General features: G+C 59.7%; 18 protein-coding genes. 5 read left to right on the top strand and 13 right to left on the bottom strand.

The features are described 5' to 3' along the window. Positions 1 to 71: 71 nt before the first annotated feature. The 7 genes from WNY37_RS07945 to WNY37_RS07915 form a co-directional block, all read right to left on the bottom strand. A complete protein-coding gene (locus tag WNY37_RS07945) occupies positions 72 to 797 on the bottom strand; it encodes an ATP12 family protein (protein WP_342972930.1) in 726 nt (241 codons plus the stop codon). A gap of 52 nt (positions 798 to 849) precedes the next feature. Next, entirely contained in the window at positions 850 to 1,293 is a 444-nt protein-coding gene (locus WNY37_RS07940) for a hypothetical protein (RefSeq protein ID WP_342972929.1), read from the bottom strand. A gap of 168 nt (positions 1,294 to 1,461) precedes the next feature. Then, a complete protein-coding gene (locus WNY37_RS07935; RefSeq protein ID WP_342972928.1) occupies positions 1,462 to 1,611 on the bottom strand; it encodes a hypothetical protein in 150 nt (49 codons plus the stop codon). Positions 1,612 to 1,673: 62 nt separating this feature from the next. Then, on the bottom strand, positions 1,674 to 2,348 hold the full coding sequence (locus WNY37_RS07930; protein WP_342972927.1) for an HAD-IA family hydrolase: 675 nt from the start codon (positions 2,346 to 2,348) through the stop codon (positions 1,674 to 1,676). A gap of 50 nt (positions 2,349 to 2,398) precedes the next feature. Next, the gene (locus WNY37_RS07925) at positions 2,399 to 4,777 is read right to left on the bottom strand and encodes a serine/threonine-protein kinase (protein WP_342972926.1); all 2,379 of its coding nucleotides are present in this window, start codon (positions 4,775 to 4,777) and stop codon (positions 2,399 to 2,401) included. Positions 4,778 to 4,865: 88 nt separating this feature from the next. Continuing rightward, the gene (locus tag WNY37_RS07920; protein ID WP_342972925.1) at positions 4,866 to 5,861 is read right to left on the bottom strand and encodes an RluA family pseudouridine synthase; all 996 of its coding nucleotides are present in this window, start codon (positions 5,859 to 5,861) and stop codon (positions 4,866 to 4,868) included. Then, the gene (locus tag WNY37_RS07915; RefSeq protein WP_342972924.1) at positions 5,858 to 6,247 is read right to left on the bottom strand and encodes a CrcB family protein; all 390 of its coding nucleotides are present in this window, start codon (positions 6,245 to 6,247) and stop codon (positions 5,858 to 5,860) included. Before WNY37_RS07915 ends, WNY37_RS07920 begins: the two co-directional genes overlap by 4 nt. Positions 6,248 to 6,577: 330 nt before the next feature. On the opposite strand from WNY37_RS07915, the gene WNY37_RS07910 reads away from it, so the two are divergent. From WNY37_RS07910 to WNY37_RS07900, 3 genes are all read left to right on the top strand, one after another. Further along, positions 6,578 to 6,793, top strand: a complete 216-nt coding sequence (locus WNY37_RS07910; RefSeq protein ID WP_342972923.1) for a hypothetical protein — start codon at positions 6,578 to 6,580, stop codon at positions 6,791 to 6,793. Between the two features lie 18 nt (positions 6,794 to 6,811). Next, positions 6,812 to 7,075, top strand: a complete 264-nt coding sequence (locus WNY37_RS07905; protein ID WP_342972922.1) for a hypothetical protein — start codon at positions 6,812 to 6,814, stop codon at positions 7,073 to 7,075. Between the two features lie 75 nt (positions 7,076 to 7,150). Next, positions 7,151 to 8,362 (top strand): PQQ-dependent sugar dehydrogenase, encoded by a 1,212-nt coding sequence (locus WNY37_RS07900; protein ID WP_342972921.1) that lies wholly within the window; start codon positions 7,151 to 7,153, stop codon positions 8,360 to 8,362. Here WNY37_RS07900 and WNY37_RS07895 read toward each other — a convergent pair. The 3 genes from WNY37_RS07895 to WNY37_RS07885 are packed head-to-tail and all read right to left on the bottom strand — an operon-like array spanning position 8,359 to position 11,896. Next, positions 8,359 to 9,090: an RluA family pseudouridine synthase gene (locus tag WNY37_RS07895; RefSeq protein ID WP_342972920.1), complete on the bottom strand. Its 732-nt coding sequence runs from the start codon at positions 9,088 to 9,090 to the stop codon at positions 8,359 to 8,361. The two genes, WNY37_RS07900 and WNY37_RS07895, sit on opposite strands and share 4 nt — an antisense overlap. A gap of 50 nt (positions 9,091 to 9,140) precedes the next feature. Further along, on the bottom strand, positions 9,141 to 10,205 hold the full coding sequence (locus WNY37_RS07890) for a DUF3667 domain-containing protein (RefSeq protein ID WP_342972919.1): 1,065 nt from the start codon (positions 10,203 to 10,205) through the stop codon (positions 9,141 to 9,143). Between the two features lie 26 nt (positions 10,206 to 10,231). Continuing rightward, the gene (locus WNY37_RS07885) at positions 10,232 to 11,896 is read right to left on the bottom strand and encodes a peptide ABC transporter substrate-binding protein (protein WP_342972918.1); all 1,665 of its coding nucleotides are present in this window, start codon (positions 11,894 to 11,896) and stop codon (positions 10,232 to 10,234) included. A 103-nt stretch (positions 11,897 to 11,999) separates the two neighbouring features. Between WNY37_RS07885 and WNY37_RS07880 the strand changes: the two genes are divergently transcribed. Beyond that, positions 12,000 to 12,533 carry a hypothetical protein gene (locus WNY37_RS07880; RefSeq protein WP_342972917.1) on the top strand — a complete coding sequence of 178 codons (534 nt, stop codon included), beginning with the start codon at positions 12,000 to 12,002 and terminating at the stop codon, positions 12,531 to 12,533. Positions 12,534 to 12,598: 65 nt separating this feature from the next. Here WNY37_RS07880 and WNY37_RS07875 read toward each other — a convergent pair whose 3' ends face one another. The 3 genes from WNY37_RS07875 to WNY37_RS07865 form a co-directional block, all read right to left on the bottom strand. After that, positions 12,599 to 13,252, bottom strand: a complete 654-nt coding sequence (locus tag WNY37_RS07875) for a redoxin domain-containing protein (protein WP_342972916.1) — start codon at positions 13,250 to 13,252, stop codon at positions 12,599 to 12,601. Between the two features lie 11 nt (positions 13,253 to 13,263). Beyond that, positions 13,264 to 15,399, bottom strand: coding sequence for a protein-disulfide reductase DsbD domain-containing protein (locus WNY37_RS07870; protein ID WP_342972915.1), 2,136 nt, complete (start codon positions 15,397 to 15,399; stop codon positions 13,264 to 13,266). Positions 15,400 to 15,570: 171 nt separating this feature from the next. After that, positions 15,571 to 16,413: a SapC family protein gene (locus tag WNY37_RS07865; protein WP_342972914.1), complete on the bottom strand. Its 843-nt coding sequence runs from the start codon at positions 16,411 to 16,413 to the stop codon at positions 15,571 to 15,573. Between the two features lie 131 nt (positions 16,414 to 16,544). Between WNY37_RS07865 and WNY37_RS07860 the strand changes: the two genes are divergently transcribed. Then, positions 16,545 to 18,437 carry a DUF885 family protein gene (locus tag WNY37_RS07860; RefSeq protein ID WP_342972913.1) on the top strand — a complete coding sequence of 631 codons (1,893 nt, stop codon included), beginning with the start codon at positions 16,545 to 16,547 and terminating at the stop codon, positions 18,435 to 18,437. Positions 18,438 to 18,480: the final 43 nt, after the last annotated feature.

The raw sequence follows: 18,480 nt of genomic DNA, 5'->3' as shown, positions 1-18,480 counted from the left end.
TTCTCAACGCGGGAGAGGCTGGGCGGTTCAATGGCTTTTCAAATATAATAACGAGTGTAGACGCGCCGACCCTAGTCGAGGGCCCGGAAAAAGGCTCCCAGGGCTTCGGCGTCGCGCTGGCGGGCATTGGCGGCATCCTTAGCCTCGGCGTCTTCGCCCCAATGTTCAATCTGCCAGTCTTCGTCGATGCGTGAGAGGGCGAATGCGGTGCCCGCGTCCACTCTGTCCTCCAGAAGGGCGTAAGCGAGGACGCAGGAGCCGAGCAGACCGCAGGCCCAAGTCAGGCCGGTCAGCGTCAGGTCATCTCGAGACAGGGCGTGATCGAACGCGGCCTGCAGTGAGGACTGCGGTTGCGGCGAAGCGATGATGCCTTCGACGGGGACCAGGACAATATCCAATTTCTTTCCCGCCCACTCGCGAAGTGGCTTCCAGCCAGCATCCTGTCGTTCCCGTAGGCCTACCGGGCTCTCGGCGAGGTGACACACAAGATCGGTTTCGGCGTATTTCGCAATTTCAGCGGCGAGGTCTTCGCGGGCCTGCGGGGTCCGGTCCAGCGCGACGTTGACGAGACGGGTCAAAGGCATTGTCTCAGGATCGATGGCGTCCCCCTGCCCTTCCCATTCTTCAGCAATGAGTTGGGCAAGCGCCTCGCTGGGCAGAACGAAATCCTGCTTTGCGGGCGTCTTCAATGGGCGGCCATCAAGCTCGATGCGCCACCCGCCATCCACAGAGGTTGGCGTCGCAGTTTTATAGAAACGTTTTGGCAGGCCTGCGGCCCTGTCAGGTGTCGGCGTCATGACCGGCTTCCTGACATGGGTAAGGCTAAATTGAAACGGGTCTTGTCAGGTTCTAGCCGGACGTTGGAAGCGTCGCGTCTGCAAAGCTCGTCTGATCAAGGCGCATTGTATCGATAACCTGACGGGTCTCGCGGTCCATCAAGGCAATGGTGCGGCCGATGCGAACGGTCTTGATAGTGTCCGCCTTGCGCGGCATGTCGAGCGCAGCGCGCCACTCCAGCGCCAGCGGATACATCGTATCGGGAAAGCGCTCTCCCTCGACAATGTTATTTTCGAGGCTCGATGAACGGAAGCAGAGACCGCGTTCGGCAAAGCCGACTTCACAGGTTTCGTCTCCGCGCTGGAAATTGCGGTCGAAGGCAGCGTAGTCGGCTTGCGTGAATGTTGTTTCGAGCGAGTTCTGAGGGGGGCTGGACCATGCTGAAAGCGCGAGTACACCGCCGCCCACTGCAGCGACCGCCATACCTGTGAGGAAATAGTCGATGCTGAATTTCATGGGTCTGCCTTTGTATTGTTCGTTGATCTATCTAACCAACGCGCATCAAGAGAAAGCGATCCACAGGGACTGAACTTTATCACTGTTAAAACAGAACCTTAGGCCAACAATGCAAAGAGCCGCCCCATCTCCGGGGCGGCCCTTCAGAACTTTCTGTTCCGCGGCTATCTAGTCGACAGCGTCTTCTACGTCGTCGGCTGCTTCATCAATTTCTTCGCCAGCTTCTTCAGCCGGACCATCATTGCTATCGCAGGCGGCAATCATGGACGTGCCAGCGGCGCCGAATGCGAAAAGCAGTGCGAGAAGTGGTTTTTTCATTGAGGTTCCCCTTATTTGCCTTGGTAACCAAACTACCAACGCTGCACCTGCGAAGGGGTTCCTCAATTTTCTGATTTAGCTAAAACGAATTGGTCGAGACCGTCATTCAGGCTCGCATAATCATGGTGGACTTCGTGTGCGCCCGCCGCTTCGAGCTCAGCCGTTTCGCCAAAGCCCCAGCTGACGCCCATCGTATGAATGCCAGCATTGCGGCCCATGGCGATGTCATGAATCGCGTCACCGATGATGAGGGATTGATGCGCCTCTGCACCAACGGCGGCCATCGCCTGCTCCACCATGAAGGGGTGAGGTTTTCCGGGGCCGTCATCGGCGCACCAGATCGTGTCGAAATACTGCTCGAGTGGATGCATCTCGAAAACGGCGCGGATGCCGCGATGTGACTTCCCGGTCGCCATGGCGATCAACCAGTTATCATTGGCTAGCCGTTCCAGCGTCTGCATGGCGCCGTCATAGAGCGGCTCCCTGAAATCTTTTTCGGCGCGGCGGAGGACAAAAGCGTTCCTGTAGGCGGCGATCAGCCCTGGAATGTCGTGATAATCAGGCGCGAGTGTGCGGCAAACGTCTTCCAGGCCAAGACCGATCGTCTTGCGTATGTCGTCATATCTGGGCTCCGGCAGGCCGCAATCGGCGAAGGCCCGGCACATGGCCGTCCGGATGACTTCGCGGCTATCAACAATGGTGCCATCCATGTCCCAGATGGCGAGTTTCAACGACATATCGACGTGGCTACCTTGTGTGGATCTTGCGGATAACAGGCCTGATGGCCCTATTCGCAGGACTGCTCAAGCGTCTGCAGCGTATCGATCGAGCCCTGGCGGTCTAGTTCCGATATGTCGGTTTCAACGTCCAGCTCATCCCAGATCAATCGGGCTTCTGCTGCGGTCTCGCACATCTGAGCGGTTTTGCCCGCCCGGTCGTAAACTTCCGCGATGAGTACCAGCGCATAGGCAAATTCCCGCTTGATGCCCACATCGTCGCTGGCCTTTTTAAACTCAGCGTGTGCGTTCTCCAGGACGTCGTCGGCCTGATCGACCGCCTCTTCGTGACGTCCCGCATAAGACAGCGTCCTTATTTTCTCTTCCCGGATTCCGCCGAGGTGGCGCCGGATCCAGGCATCGTCAGGGTCATCTTCCAGAAGCTCGACAGCAATGCGCTCGGCCGACAATGTATCCTCATAGGCTTCGTCATACTCCTCCAACCCCCGCCAGGATGCGGCGCGGCCAATGTAGATCGCGACCAAGCTGCGATACGGCCCTATGGCGTCCGGGTCGCGCTCATAGGCCTCATGGCGCAGTCTGATCGCGTCATTCCAGTACGGAAGATCATGTTCTTCACTGTCGATGGAGCCCCGCGCCCGGACGATGGCGCGGGCGAGCTCGACATTGATGGAGCCGAGCAGATTGACCGCTTCGATTTCGTCCGGGTGCGCCGAGACAAGGTCCTGTCCGCGTTGGCGCGCGGTTTTCAGGATGTCGATCGCTTCCTTATGCTGGCCCATCCAAGGCAGCGGAACGGCGGTTAGCATATAGGCGCGGACGGCCTGGCGCTCATCGTTGAAGCTGGCGTCCGGACGCGCGGCCAACTCAGCCCATAATTCTGCAGAGCGCACAGCCTCGTCATGCGCCAAATCATATTTATCGCTGGTGACATAGGTATGCGTGGCCGCAGAGAACGCGATATCGGCAAGGCTTCGCTTGACCTCGTCATTGTCAGGGTGCTGGGCCAGCAGGTCTTCGGCCTCCTGCAGGGCCTGTTCAAGCAGGGGGCCGGCTTCAATTCGCTTGCCCATGTTCTGGTTTTTCGGATTTCCCATGATGTCGGCAAGGCGTTTCAGCCCGTTCACCGTGTCCAGCTTCACCTCGAGCGATGCGCGCTCATCATTGGCGAGGGATTGCAGGTAATTATCGGCCTCATCGGCGAGCATGGAGATGGTTCGCGTGTTGCCGCTGATCTTTTCCAGCTCATCATAGAGGTCGAACATCATGAAACTGGCGAGCGAGCGGACTTGCGAAAACCGCTGGTCTGCTGCCGCCCGTTCTGCTTCGGCGCGCTGATAGAGGATCGTGGTGGTGATCAGGCCGGCAACAAGGCTGACCAGGGCGACCGAGGCCAGGGTCACGGCCGCTTTGTTGCGACCGACAAATCTTGAGAATGTGTAGGGCAGGCTGCGGCCGCGCGCGGCCAGCACGCGCCCACTTTGCAGGCGCTGCAGATCATCGAGCAAGGCGTCGACGGATGTGTATCGATCCTCTGGACTTGTCGCTGTGGCCCGGTCGATGAGGGCCGTCAGATCAGCCGAGGAATAGCCCGCCGTCAGATCCTTCAGCAGCTTTCCAAGCGAGAACACATCAGACAAGGCGTTGACGTTGGCGCCGGCGAGCCGTTCAGGCGCGGCATAACCGGGCGTGTAGGTCTGGAAGCTCGTCACGCTTTGCGCAGCTTCATCTTCGGGATCTGAAATCTGCGGCCGTGCGATGCCAAAGTCGATGACTTTGACGATACCCTCATTCGTAACCAGGACATTCGAGGGCGTGATATCGCGGTGGACAATCATGTTGCGATGCGCGTGAGCAATCGCCTCGCAAATAGCGCTGAAGAGTTCCAGGCGCTGCGGAAGGGACAGGGACTGGTCGTCCGCCCAATCCAGAACCGGGGCCCCGTCGACGAACTCCATCACCATAAAGGGTGACCCGTCATCCAGATAGCCGCCATCAAACAGGCGCGCGATATTCGGATGGCCGAGCCGGGCAAGGATCTGTCGTTCTGTCTCGAAGCGGGTGATGAGGCTGTCGCTTAGCGCGCCGCGGCGAATGATCTTGATGGCGACCCTGTGCTGGAAATCGCCTGTGTCGCGCTCGCCTTCATAGACCGCGCCCATACCGCCGCGGCCAATGAGACCGATAATCCGGTAGGCGCCGGCGCGTTCGGGGTCCGGATCGTCGAGTGTGTCCTGGCCTGCTCCTCCCGTTCGGAGGATCTCGGTGTCTGAGCTGTCGATGTTGAGAAGGGTGAGAACACGGTTGAGCAGGGCGTCATCGCCGGCGCATTTCTGGCGCAGCCACGCTTCGCGCTCATCGTCATCGCGCTCGAGGGCCTGGCTGAAAAGGGCCATGGCCCGTCGTTCGAATGGATCACTCCCGTTCATTCACCCCTTTTCCCGCTCATTGTCCAACTTCACCGCGCATCCTGCAGGATTCGCGCCGTTTATGACTAATGCAGGTTGCGTGAGGGCGCTAGATGAACAGCTCGAACGGGTCGTTCCCGGCCTCTTCTTCCAGAAAGCCGAGCGTCTTGAACGTCTCTTTCATATGGCCCGACAGCGGCGCCTTCAGAAGCAAGGGCTTCTTGTTCGGCCGCGGAATCAGCAGCGCGCGGGCATGCAGGTGCAGGCCGGAAGCGACACCCTGCGGGATCTCACGGCGGGTTACATACTTGTCGTCGCCAAGGATGGACGCGCCGATCTCATGCATGTGGAACCGCAGCTGGTGCATGCGGCCCGTCTGCGGACGAAGAGCCACCCAGGCGGCTTTCTGTGCGGCCTGCGAAACCGTCACATAATCGGTGATGGCGTGGCGCGCGCCTTCATCATTCTGGGCGCACTGGACCATGCGCTCGCGCCCTTCAGGCCCCTGCCCTTTTGTCATCCAGCAACGGACCTGCCCTGCCGGCGGTTTGGGGGCACCCACGGTGACGGCCCAGTAGGCCTTCTCCATGTCACGAGAGCGGAACAGCTCACCAAGGCGCGCGGCCGATGCCGGATGGCGGGCAATCAGCAACAGACCCGACGTTTCCTTGTCGAGCCGGTGGACCAGCTTTGGCCGGTATTCGCCATCCGAGAGAACGTCGAGCAGGCCATCGATATGACGCCCGCCCTGCTTTGTCCCGCCCTGAACGGCGATGCCGGACGGCTTGTTGAGCGCGAACATGTCATCATCTTCGTAGACGACCATCTCGCGCATGAACTGTTCATCCCGCGACGAGGTCTTGCCGGGCTTGTAGGCCTGCTTCTCTTCAGCCGTCGGCTTATGGACAGGCGGAAGGCGCACGACCATGCCGGCTTCCAGCCTTGTATTGGCCTTCGCGCGGCTGCCATCGACCCGGATCTGGCCGGAGCGAAGCAGCTTTTCGAGCTGGCCCTGCGTCACTGGCAAACGGCGTTTCACCCACCGGTCGAGGCGGACGCCCTCTTCTTTCGGGCTGACGGTTTCATTGATGACCTGCTGGTTCATGCGAGTACCTTTCGCATGATGAACATGCCTGCGAGGACCAGGGAGAGGCCCAGAATGACGGAGAGGCCAGCATAGGCCACGGCGCGGGTCCAGTCGTCCTTCTGGATGTATTGAGCCATCTCGAGGGAAAAGGCCGAGAAGGTCGTGAAGCCGCCGAGCAAGCCGGTTGCGAGGAAGAGACGCGTGTCCTGTCCACCGCCAAGCGCGTCGCCCTTGAACGCCAGAAAGCCGATGAGCAGCCCCATCAGGAGACTGCCGAGCAAGTTCACGAAGAAAGTGGCCCAAGGCCAGCCGCCGAGGCCAAGACGCACCGCCGCCAGCCCCGCGCCATGCCGCAGGCTCGCCCCGATCGCGCCGCCGAGCGCTACATAGAGAAATCCGTTCATAGGCGGGCTTTTACGTCGATTGGTGAAGAAAAGACAGGGGTGTCAGACGTGAACTACGCACCCCAGTTTATACTGAAGAGGGATTGTTGTTGCATGCGATCGATCGCCGGCCAGTACAATCGAGTACTACAGTCTTTGACAAACCACATTTACTCAAAGACATACGTTCTCGAAGTATCTGCGCGCGTTACCAAATACGACGAGCCTATGGCTAGTTTTCCTGGGCCGATCTACTTACCGTCGCAAGGTCGCATGACTGGAAAAGCGTTTCAAAGGACTCGGGATCGTCTTCCATTCAAAGAGAATTATTCAGAATGAAAAGGTGTTCGAATGTCAGCATTTTTTGTATTAGGCGCATTGCTCATCATCTGGGCCACGGTCTTGCGGTTCTGGAATGCCAAAGAAAATGAGCACATGGATAAAACGTACGGAACGCCACCCGATGAGGCGAGTGAAAAAGAACACAAATCCACAATCGCATGGATGTATGGGTTGGGCACACTTTCAATAGTCGCTGGTCTGATAGGCTTGGCGCTCCCCTCCTAAATTTTGTTCAGCGAGTAGATGAGCACGCGGCACCGACGTGCAATGCTATCCGGGGTCCGCCGCCAGCCCCGCGCCATGCCGCAGGCTGGCCCCGATCGCGCCGCCGAGCGCCACATAGAGAAATCCGTTCATGGGCGGGCTTTTACGGCGATTGCAGGCAAAACGATAGTGGCGACCGTCATTCGGGCTGAACGCGCTTGCAGCATCGTCTGCCGCATCCTGAATGGCGCGATGGAGGCCATCGGCGATCACGGTGGTGTGAACGTGTTCGACGCCGGCTGATCGAAACCAAACTGGACGCGAGGCGTAGGTGAGATAGCTCCCTCATCAAAGCTCAGAATTCCGGAAAGGTTTCTCATGAACACGCTATCGCCCCGCCTGATTGCAACCGCTGCCTCTTTTATTGCCCTTGGCGCCTGCGCCACGGCCCAGACGACCGAGCCGCTTTCCATCACCGGCAGCGAAGGCACTGCGCTGACAGCGACGCCGCTCGAAACCTTTGACAGTGCGTGGGCCATGACCTTCCTGCCTGACGGACGGGCCCTGGTCACCGAAAAGGGTGGCGCTCTCTGGCTGCTTGATACGAATGGCAAGAAACTGGGTGAAATCAGCGGCGTGCCGTCTGTCACCGCGCGCGGCCAGGGCGGTCTTGGAGACATCATTCTCGGCGATGGTTTCGATGGCGACAGCGGCGAGGTGTTCATCTCCTATGTCGAGCGCGACGCCGATGATGACTCGCTAAGCGGCGCTGTTGTCGACAAAGCCATGCTGACGCTGACCGCCGATGGAGGATCGCTGTCAGACGTGACCCGTATCTGGGAGCAGTCACAGAAAGTGCCCGGAAACGGCCATTACAGCCACCGCCTCGCCATCGCACCGGACGGCAATCTCATCATCACGTCCGGCGAGCGCCAGAAATTCAGCCCTGCGCAGAACATGGACATGAATCTCGGCAAGATAATCCGCGTCACGACCGATGGTGAGCCGCTCGACGACAACCCCTTCTATGGCAATGGCGCCGTCGCCGACACGATCTGGTCGCTCGGCCATCGCAACATGCTGGGCGTCGCGTTTGATGCCGACGGCCAGCTCTGGGCGCATGAGATGGGACCGAAAGGCGGCGACGAACTCAACCGCATCGTGAAGGGCGAGAATTACGGCTATCCCTATGTCTCGAATGGCGAGCACTATAATGGCAAGCAATTCCCGGCCAATCACGAAGAGAACCCGATCTATGAAAACCCGGCTGTCTCCTGGACACCGGTGATCAGCCCCGCCGGCCTCATCATTTATGATGGCAGCCTGTTCAGCGACTGGCAGGGTGATGCCTTCATCGGCGGACTGTCTTCGCAGGCGCTCATTCGCGTCGAGTTCGAGCAGGAGCCGCTCGATAATCAAGGTGCTGGCGGCACGTCCAACACGATGGAAACCACAGCGGCCGAGGCTGAACGGTATGAATGGGGCAAGCGCATCCGGGAAGTCGAACAAGGTCCCGACGGCTCAATCTATGTCCTTGAAGACGAGGATGGCGGCCGACTGATCAAACTGACGCCTGCGACCGAAAGCTAAACGGTCAGCGATGCCCGCTTGGCCTGCGCGACAAAGTCATCTGGCAAGGGCGCGGACAATGACAGGGGGTCGCCATCGGGATGGATGATCTCGAGACGGGCCGCATGCAGCATCAATCGCTCTGCCGACATTTTTCCCGTGCCGTAGATACGATCGCCGATGATCGGGCATCCCATGATGGCAAAATGAGCGCGGATCTGGTGCATCCGTCCTGTTTCCGGCCGGGCCTCAACCATCGCGTGGTTTCCTGATCGCGCGAGAATGCGCCAGGCCGTCCGCGCAGATTGCGCCCCCCTCTCATCATCGGTTGCCGCGATCATCTTTTCGCGGCCGCCGCGATCTGATGGGACCTTTTTGAGCGCAGTCGCGATTACGCCGCTGTCTGCGCCGGGAACGTCGCCTGAAATCAGGGCTGTGTAGGTCTTTCGGGCTGTGCGCCCTGAGAACTGTTCCGACAGGTGAGCGGCTGCCGGCTTGGTGCGGGCGACAACGAGCACGCCCGATGTGCCGGAATCGATCCGATGGACCAGCTTGGGCCGCTTGCCATTCGACTTTGCAAACGCCCAGAGCAGGAAATCGAGCGACTGGCCTCGTCCGCCAGCGGTCTGAACAGCCAGGCCAGACGGCTTGTTGAAGGCCAGCAGCTTGTCATCCTCATGGATAAGGAGCGAGCGAATGTACGCGGCGTCTTCGGCCTTGATGTGCGGGATCGGGCGATTTCGGGTCACGGTGTGCCAATAGTCGCGGCGGACCAGAGAAGCAATTCAGCTGGGCCGTTCTAGACCGAAAACACGCTTGCAAGGAAGGTGAAGGCCGTGAGCACGGAAAGGCCGATCAACCAGACAAAGCCCAGCAGCGCCGTCCTGAGGAACCCCATGAAAAAGCCAGTGCCATAGGCCCCTCGCAGACTGAGCAATACGTAAATGGGAACGACCAGGAGGAAGACGCCCCATACGCCTGGCCCCGTCGCAAGCGACAGCACGACGGCGACCGTCCCCGCAAGGTACATCCATGTGTGCAGATGGAAGGCGTGGATCGCGTGATTGTAGGTGTAGAGTTTCCGCTTCCAGAAATACATCAGCGCCAGCGTCAGCATGGTCAACGGAACCAGCATCAGGCTGAGCCGCGGTGCCCAGTCCTGCAGGGCCATGAAAAACAGTCTCGGATTGTCGGCGATCCGTCGAATGCGCTCTTCGATTTCACTTTCGAAGTCGCTATCGGCTGGCGTGCCAGTCTCGGCGTCGGCGTCTGCCTCGCCGGTTGTATCGGTGTTTGCATCGCCGTCTGACGTGGTGGGCGTTTCTTCATCGCCCGCCTCATCGCTCATCGAAGGATCGTCGCCGGTACCGAACCGCATCCAGCTCGGCCCAGTTTCTACTCCGGCATCCTTCAATTCCTGCTGCAGCTCGGCGGCTTCCTGCTCCGTCATGACATCGCCGCCGTCGAGCACGAGCGGTTGCTTGGTCCAGGTCTGCCCATCCAGCAGGGCAAAGACGACGAAATAGAAGATCAGCGAGGACAGCAGGAACAGCCTGAAGGGCGGCACATAGCGGGCACGCTTTCCTTCATTGTACCGGCGCGTCAGCACGCCCGGCCGGAACATCAGAAGCGGCAAGGTTCGCGCGATGCGGCCATCAAGGGCGAGAGAGTCTGAAACAGTCTCGAAAATGAGCGACAGGAACGGGCGATGAAAGCTCGCCGCCAGCTGCCCGCAGCGCGGACAGTGGCGTTGATCGACCATCTCGCCACAATTGCGGCAAGGCTGGCCTGACAGATCAGCTCTCTTCGACGTTCCAAGGCTACCGAGTGACGCGGTGCCCAGGGTCTCCATTTCCGAACTCATCTCGCTCCCCCTCGCAGATGGTCTGCTTATTCGCCGGCTGTTTCTGCGTCGCCGCTCACACTTTCGGCTTCCGTGTCAGCCCGGCACATCCAGCGCGACAGGTGATCGTCCTGTGCGTTTTCAGCCCAGCCTGTAATGCTCGGGTCGACAAGGTTCTTGGTGACCTGAATCCACATCGGCGTGATCGGATAGTCTTCAAGCATCAGCTTTTCGGCCTCGGCGAAAATCTGCGCGCGGGCCTCAAGGTCGCGCTCCTGGCTCGCCTGTGCCAGCAGATTATCATACTCAGCATTGTCGTAGCGGCCATAGTTCTGCTGGCCGGTCGTGGAATCCAGAAGATAGAGGAAGTTGATCGGATCATCGAAATCCGCAACCCACGCCCCGTCTGCTGCCTCGAAATCGCTCTGGCGAAGGCGCGCATACAGCACTTTGGTATCCTGTTTCAGGATCTGGGCGTTTACCCATGGCGCGATGTCCTCCCAATTGGCCTGGGCGACCGGCGCAACTTTCGGATTGTCGTCGGTGGACCGATAGATGAACTCGAAGTCCAGCGGATTGTCCGGCCCGTAGCCGGCATCCTCAAGCAGGGATTTGGCTTCAGCAAGCCGCTCGTCCCGGCTCAGATCCTTGAAGCTGACTTCCGGGCGCTCGACATCGTAATTGCTCATTGTGGGCGGCACGAATGAGTAGGCCGGGATGTAACCAGGCGTCAGCACCTTATCGACGATGAATTCACGGTCCAGCGCCATGGCGAGCGCCTTGCGCACGCGCACATCGGTGAACGGCTCCTGGCTGGTATTCAGCGTCCAGTAAGTGGTGATCAGGCTTGGCGCCGTGCGGACCCAGCCTGGAAACTTCGCCTCGAGTTCCTCGGTCCGGCCGCCATCAAAGCCATTATTGATGTCCATATCGCCAGCTTCGATCTTGCGCTCCACGGCAGCGGAGTCTTCAAGCTCGAAATAGGCGACACGGTCGAAGCACACTTCGTCAGCTTCATAGTAGAGCGGGTTCTTTTCCGAGACGAGCTGGTCGCCTGTCCGCCAGTAAGCCAGTTTGTAAGGCCCGTTGACCTCGATATTGTCCGGCTGGATCCAGCTTTCTCCGTATTGCTCGACGATGTGTTTGGGCACCGGGTAGGTCGTGTAGTGCGTCATAAGGCCGAGCAGGTATGGCGCTGGTTCTTCCAGCGTAATCTCGAATGTGTAGTCATCAACCGCGCGAACACCCAGTTCTTCCGGTGGCAGCTCACCCGAATTCACCTGAGCCGCATTCTTCACGATGTAGAGAAGCGAGGAGTATTGCGACGCGATTGCCGGGTCCTGGATACGGCGGAAGGCGTAGACGAAGTCATCTGCCGTGACGGGCTCACCATCCGACCACACCGTCTCTTTCAGCTTGAACGTCCAGGTCAGGCCATCTTCGCTCGTCTCCCAGCTTTCAGCGACGCCCGGGATCACTTCGCGGTCTGGCGTGATCGTCATCAGGCCGACGATCATGTCCGAAATGACGATGTTTTCCCACTTCGCCGAAGAGCGGTGCGGATCGAGCGTATCGACCTTTGCCGAGATACCGCGGCGCAGCACCTTTGCATCATCATCAGATGAAGACCCGCCACCGCCGCATGCTGCGAGCGTCAGAACCAGGCCGGCGGCAGAGGCCGCCAGAAGCGAAGACTTCAGTGATTTGATCATATGTTTCCAGAACTTCCATTATCTATCGGTCTTGTCATAGTGTCTCAGACGAGCGCGCTCTTGGGAAGAGAGCGCGGCAGAACTGAGCAGGAGACGAACGGGCATGAATAAAATTTTGCTACTAAGCGGCGCCATGCTGGGCATAGTCATGCCATCTTTCGCTGAAGAAGCCAGCCAACCTGTTTCAACCTCGGCTGTTTATGCCTGCTCGGATATCGCTGAGGATTCTGAACGCCTGGCCTGCTATGACGCCGCCGTTGGCCGTCTGAAACTTGCAGAAGAGTCCGGCGAAGTTGTCACCGTCACGCGCGAGGAAGTCGATGAAGTCCAGCGCGACTCGTTCGGCTTTAATCTTCCCAGCCTTCCAAAACTGGTCATGCCGAAATTTGGCAATGGCAAGGATGACGGTCAGATCAAGGAAGTCACCCTGCCGATCGACCGCATCGAGAAAAGCCGGACCGGCAAGCTCACCGTCTATCTGGAGAACGGACAGGTCTGGTATCAGATTGGCTATGAAGAAGTGCGTTACTCAAAACGCAAAGGCGCCGAAATGGCGACAATCAAAAGCGCTGCCCTGGGCAGCTTCATGATGAAGCTTGATGGCGGGCGCGCTTTCCGGGTGCGCCGCGAAAAGTAAGGGCCGTAAAAAATCGTCCGGCCGCATTGCAGCAGCCGGACGATAAATTCAGCATCACCTGAAAATCAGTATTTTACCGAGCAGCCATAAGGCTTGGAAGACGCCACTTCGACGGCCTCGCCGGCTTCCACGGCATCAAGCGCGGCGCGGACATAATTGTCAGCGGTCGCGATATCTTCAACGCGGGCCGAACGGATCGAGTCGATCGCGCCGGCATAGGCGATTTCGCTGTCACCCTTGATGACGAACATGTGCGGCGTGGTCTTGGCCCCGTAGAGGCGGCCGATGTCGCCGGATGGATCAAGGATCACATGGTCAGGCGCCGCGCCCCGGTCAGCATTGATCTGATCGGCCCCGGCGCCATCGACATAGCCTTGCTTTCCAGGCGCTGAAGAAATGACCTGAAGCCAGACGATATCGTCGCCCGCAGCATCCTCGCCTTGCAGCGTCTGCATGTTTTCCGGCGGCTCTGCATAATGCTTCTTCACGAACGGGCAGCCATCATTCGTCCATTCCAGAACGACCGTCTTGCCCTCAAAATCGGACAGGGAAACTTCGTCGCCCGTGCTCGTCGTCCCTGTGAAGCCAGGCGCAGCCGTGCCTGGTTCAGCCGCCGGTGAGGCTTCGGCGGAGAAGGCGATCAGTGCGCCGGCGCTGAGAGCGACAGCGGCCGCCATTCCGGAGGCGAGGCTGATTCTGCGGCGGGTAAAGGTGGTCATGAACAAACTCCCTAATCGTCGTTGAGGGCGGCGGTGTCGAAAGCCCCGAATTTGCGCTTCATCATCGCTGGATTGAGCAGGGTCGGCAAAATTTCAGGGTCGCTCTCACCGGGCGCATAGAGAAGATAGAGCGGGACGCCGGGGCTTCCACGTTTTTTCAACTCTGCCGCAATCTCGTCATTGGGCCTAGTGAAATCGGCGACAAGGAAATTCACATTCGCTTGAGCCATGGCGTCGAGCACGTCGGGCTTTGTCAGCGTGGTGCGCTTGTTGACCTGGCAGGTCGCGCACCAGCTTGCGGTGAAGTCTACAAAGACCCCCTCGCCTGCGGAGACGAGTTCGGCAACTTTCTCATTCGACCATTGCTCTGGCGTGACGGACGCATACGTCTCGACACTGTTGTCGGCCGGCCCTTCTTCGAGGCCAGCCATGATCGGCCAGCCAATCGCGAAGAGGCTGAGCGCGGCCCCGACGGCAAGCACCGGCACGCGGAGTTTTCCGCCGGACTCGCTCATCAGCCAGATGCCGAAGGCCAGGATGACGGCGCCAAACGCCGTTGCACCCGCAGCGGGGTGATTGCCAAGGACCGTGATCAACCACGCCGCCGTCAGGAACATCGGGAAAGCGAAGGCCTGTTTGAGGCGCTCCATCCACGCGCCCGGCTTGGGCAAGGCCTTGTGCAGGCCAGGGATGAAGCTCAGCACCAGGAATGGCAGGGCGAGGCCAAAGCCAAGCACGAGGAAGACCGCCATGACGACCGGCCATGGTTTGTCCAGCACAGCCCCCAGCGCGACGCCGACGAATGGCCCGACGCAGGGCGCGCCGACAACTGCTGCCAGGACGCCTGTGAAGAAGGCCCCGACATTACCCCGCTTGCTGGCGAGGCCCGACCCGACATTCTGGACGGACGTGCCGAGATGGAAAACACCGAGCAACCAGAGGCCGATCAGCACCATCACAAGCGCAAGTGCTGCAACAATGGCAGGATATTGCAGCTGAAAACCGAGGCTGACGAACTGGCCTGCGGTCCGCAATGTCAGGAAAACCAGCGCCGTCGCCGCGAATGAAAGCAGGACGCCAACCGTGTACCAGATGCCATGCTCACGCAGATGAGCGTTCTCGCCCTGGGCGGCCGCCTGCACCATGCCGACAGCCTTGATTGAAAGCACGGGCAGCACGCACGGCATGAGGTTCAGGATCAGCCCGCCAAGCAGTGCCAGGCCGAGCATGATGACAAGGCTTGCGCCGCCGACTGCCCCGGCGCCCTGGCCGCTCCTGCTCGCGCCGGGAATGCCCGTCGTGCCGTCGAGGGCCTCGCCTGGACTTGCGTCGATATTGACCGAAACCGGGTCTCCGCCGTCTTCGGGATGGATGGTCAGGATACCCGCCAGTGTTTCAGGGCGCGCATCGCTATCGGGCGTCAGGGTGAGCCGGACGCCGTCATCTCCGAACTCGTGAGGCTGGTCGGCTGAGTGGATGATGTCATGGGTTTCAGGAAAGAAGCGCGCCTCGCCGGTCATGCCCGCAATCTGATCGCCCGTGACGGACAGGACCCAACGATCGCCTTCCTCGCTGAGGCGGGCGGTTCCATCGAGCTCAGGCGGAATGCTGGCAAGCGATGCAGCGATCTTGTCCGCACCTACAAGGTCAGGCGTCTGGGCCGTTCCAATATCGAGGTAAAGCGTCAGGTCGACGCGCTCTGGAATGCAGATGTCCTCGCAGATCAGATAGTCGAGCGTGCCGTCAAAGCGGATCGTGTCGTCTGCGTCCTCCGGGATCTTTACCGGAAACGGCAGCACAACGCGGTCGCTGTAGCCATAATCCATGATCTCGCCTTCGACGACTGGAATAAGCTCGGGCGCCGGCCAGTTGATCTCCCCGATCGCGGCTTCGTCTATGGTGGTCTCTTCAGACCAGAACATTTCAGGCGGGATGCCGGCATCGCCTGCATTCAGCCAGTAGATGTGCCATTTGGGATCGAGCTCGAAATCAAATCCGAGCCACACGGTTTCGCCCGGCGTTGCGACTTCGCGCTCGCTTATGAAGTCGACACGGGCATGCCCGCCATCGACCGGTTCGGCCATGGAGGGGGCCATCGCCGCGATCGTCGCAAGCCATAGCGCAAGAAGCTGGATCAGCGTTTTCATCATTCCCCTGCAATAGTCGCTCAGAGTTATCGTTCTGCGAAGGGATATGCTGCATTTGGGGGCGAATGGAACCACCTCTCCTAAACGTGAGGCGTTTGTTGCACAAAAAACGGCCCGGCAGATTACCGGGCCGCATGAATTGTCTGGCATCAATATGAAGCCAGTAAACGTTTAGATCTGGAAGCTTGGACCTTCAGATCCGCCTTGCGGGGTCGGGGACTGATTGGCCGCCGTGATCGGATTGTTCTGCGTCTTGAGCGCGCGATTGATGAGACGCGACCAGTTGAGCAGCGAAATGGAGGCCGCCGCGCAAGCCGCGAGAACACCATTGCGGTTCAGCTCTTCGGCCTTTTCGGCGGGAAGGGCTTGCACCTTCTGCTCGTCAATGGCCCAGTATTCTGCCAGCGTCTGCTGATCGCCGGTCGGATTGCCCTGCGGGTCACGCGGCTGGAAGGTGGCCGATTTCATGGTGAACAGGTCAAGGTCGCGCAGCGTGCGGACGAACACTTCGGTGCTCTGGCGCTGGCGCTCGAATTCCTGACAGAACTCCATCGCATTCTTTGTGAACGGGCTGAGTTCGCCATTCTCGAAAAACGGAACTTCCGGCTGGTTGCTCACCATCTCCGCGTCGCGATCGACACAGAGCAGCAGGCGCTGGGCTTGCTGGTCATTCGCGAAGACGAACGGATAGCGGCGGGCGAAGGCCGGAACATAGTAATCGGCGTCAATCTCGCCCTCAGCCGTGACGAACAGGTTCTCATTCTGACGAATGCCCATGGCCCCAATCGGCGTGCGCTCTTCACCGACGAACAGGATTGGGTAGGAGGTCGCAGCCAGGCCAAACTCATTGACGGTCAGCGGAACAGCATGTGCCTTGCCAAGAAAAGCGAATGGCTTTTCCACTTGCTTAATACCAAGGCCAGCATGCTTCTCGGCAGAGAGCGGCTGTGGGTTGGAATAGAAGAGAACCTGCCCACTAAGCGGCGTTGGCTGTGCTGGCTGAGTGTTTTCCACGGGGAAACTCCTGTTAATTAGATCGGCGGGGTTTATCGAATATGCTTACCACTCACAACCGTAGAACGGCTTTTGAACTGCGAGTTTAATCATACTGTCATGTTATTGACCGCCGACCGGGATCATTCAGAATGAGTTTTCCAGCCAAAAACCAGCTCTGCATGCTGGCGCTCGCAACGACCGCGCTGACCGCTTGCTCGCCGCCCGTGAACGAAGACGGTATCGCGAGACGGACGGTGCAGGAGATCGAGCAGACGTTCCGGGACACTGCTTTCGCAGAGCTGGCGCTGTCACCAGAAACCGCGAGCCGGCTGGGCCTTGAAGAAACGCGCATCGGCCAGACCTTCCAGGACAAGCTGGACGATCGCTCGCAAGCCCGTTTCGAGCGCAAACGCCTGCTGCGGCTGGAAATGCTGGAGCGCCTCAACGCCACCCCCACCCTGCCAGATGACAGCCGGCTCGCCCGCCACCTTGAAATCATACGCTCCCAATATGAAGCGCTGACCCGCCTGGAATCCTACGGGTTTGGCCGGTATGAACTTGGTCTGGCCCGGCCCTATGCCGTCGATCAGCTGAGCGGTGCCTGGGTGGACGTGCCCGACCTTCTCATCTCGAGCCAGCCGCTGGGTTCGTATCGCGAAGCGGACGATTTCCTGGCGCGGCTGGATGCCCTGCCCGGTGCGATCGCCGATGAAGAGAGACGGCTGGTTTCAGATGCCGCGAATGGCGTCATTCCCCCACGTTTCGTTCTCGACCGGCTGGAACAACGCCTTCGCCAGTTTGCAAATGAAGACCTCGAAACCCATCCGCTCATCCGGCGGTTCGACTCGGTCATTAGCGGTCTTGGGTCAGATGAAGACTTTACCCAGGCAGACTACAGCGCGACGGCCCGCCGCCTTATGAGCGACCGCATCTTTCCGGCCTATCTCTCATTTGCTGACAAGGTTGCAGAGCTGAAACTCGACGCGCCGGACGCGCCCAGGCTTGAAATCTCAAGCCCCGCCGCCCCATCGGGCCAAGGCGAAACAGACGCTTCAGCCGCCTATTACCGTGATATTCTCGCCTTCTATACCGAGGACGGCGTCACCCCGGATTTCCTTCACGATGAAGGGCTGGCCGCAATCGCGGATATCCAGGCCGAGATCGACAATGCCTTCGCCGCGATAGGGCTGACCGACGGCAGCGTGGTCGACCGCTTGCGCCTGCTGACCGCATCGCCGGGCCAGATCTATGCAGACGATCAGGAAGGCCGTGATCAGGTTCTCGAGCGGCTTCGCCAGCAATCGAGCGCTGCGTCGGAAATCATGCCGCGGCTTCTGGAGTCGCCGCCAACTTCGAGTCTGGTGATCACCCGGATGCCGGCCTACAAGGAAGACGCGTTTGCAGGCGCGTCCTACATTCCCGCCGCTGCCAACGGGTCGAGCCCTGCCCTCTTCCAGATCAATCTGGCGGACCTGACACAATGGCCGGACTTCACGCTCGCCACCCTGCTCCACCATGAAGGCATTCCGGGACACCATATCGAAAGCGCCAGCGTGGCGCAGGCCAGCCGGATGCCCCTGCTGCGCCAGATGATCTGGAATACGGCCTATGGTGAGGGCTGGGCGGTGTACGCTGAAGACCTCGCCGACGGCGCCGGTCTTTACGCTGGCGACCCGCTGGGCCGGATCGGCTATCTGCAATCCATTCTTTTGCGGGCGGCCCGTCTCGTCGTGGATACAGGTATCCATTCGCAGGGCTGGAGCTTTGACCAGGCCGTGACCTATCTCACCGACACAACCGGGTTTCCACGCGAGGCGATGGAGGAAGAAGTCGCCCGCTATGCCGTCTGGCCCGGCCAGGCGTCCGCCTATTTCTATGGTCGCAACAGGATCCTCGACATGCGAGATCGGGCCGAAGCCGTTCTGACCGGGCGATTTACCGAGCAGGGCTTCAATTCGGCGTTGCTGCGCGGCGGGCCTCGGCCGCTCTCAATGGTCGAGAAGGACATTGAAGCCTGGTACGCCGAGCGCCTCGAACAATAAAACGGGGTGCCGGTGCCGACTGGTGAATAGCACCAGCACCCCC

Origin of the sequence: Henriciella sp. AS95 (genome assembly GCF_038900055.1) — a bacterium.
Classification (GTDB): Bacteria; Pseudomonadota; Alphaproteobacteria; order Caulobacterales; family Hyphomonadaceae; genus Henriciella.
Note: the sequence above shows the minus strand (reverse complement) of the source record. Positions and strands in the feature narration are given on the sequence as shown.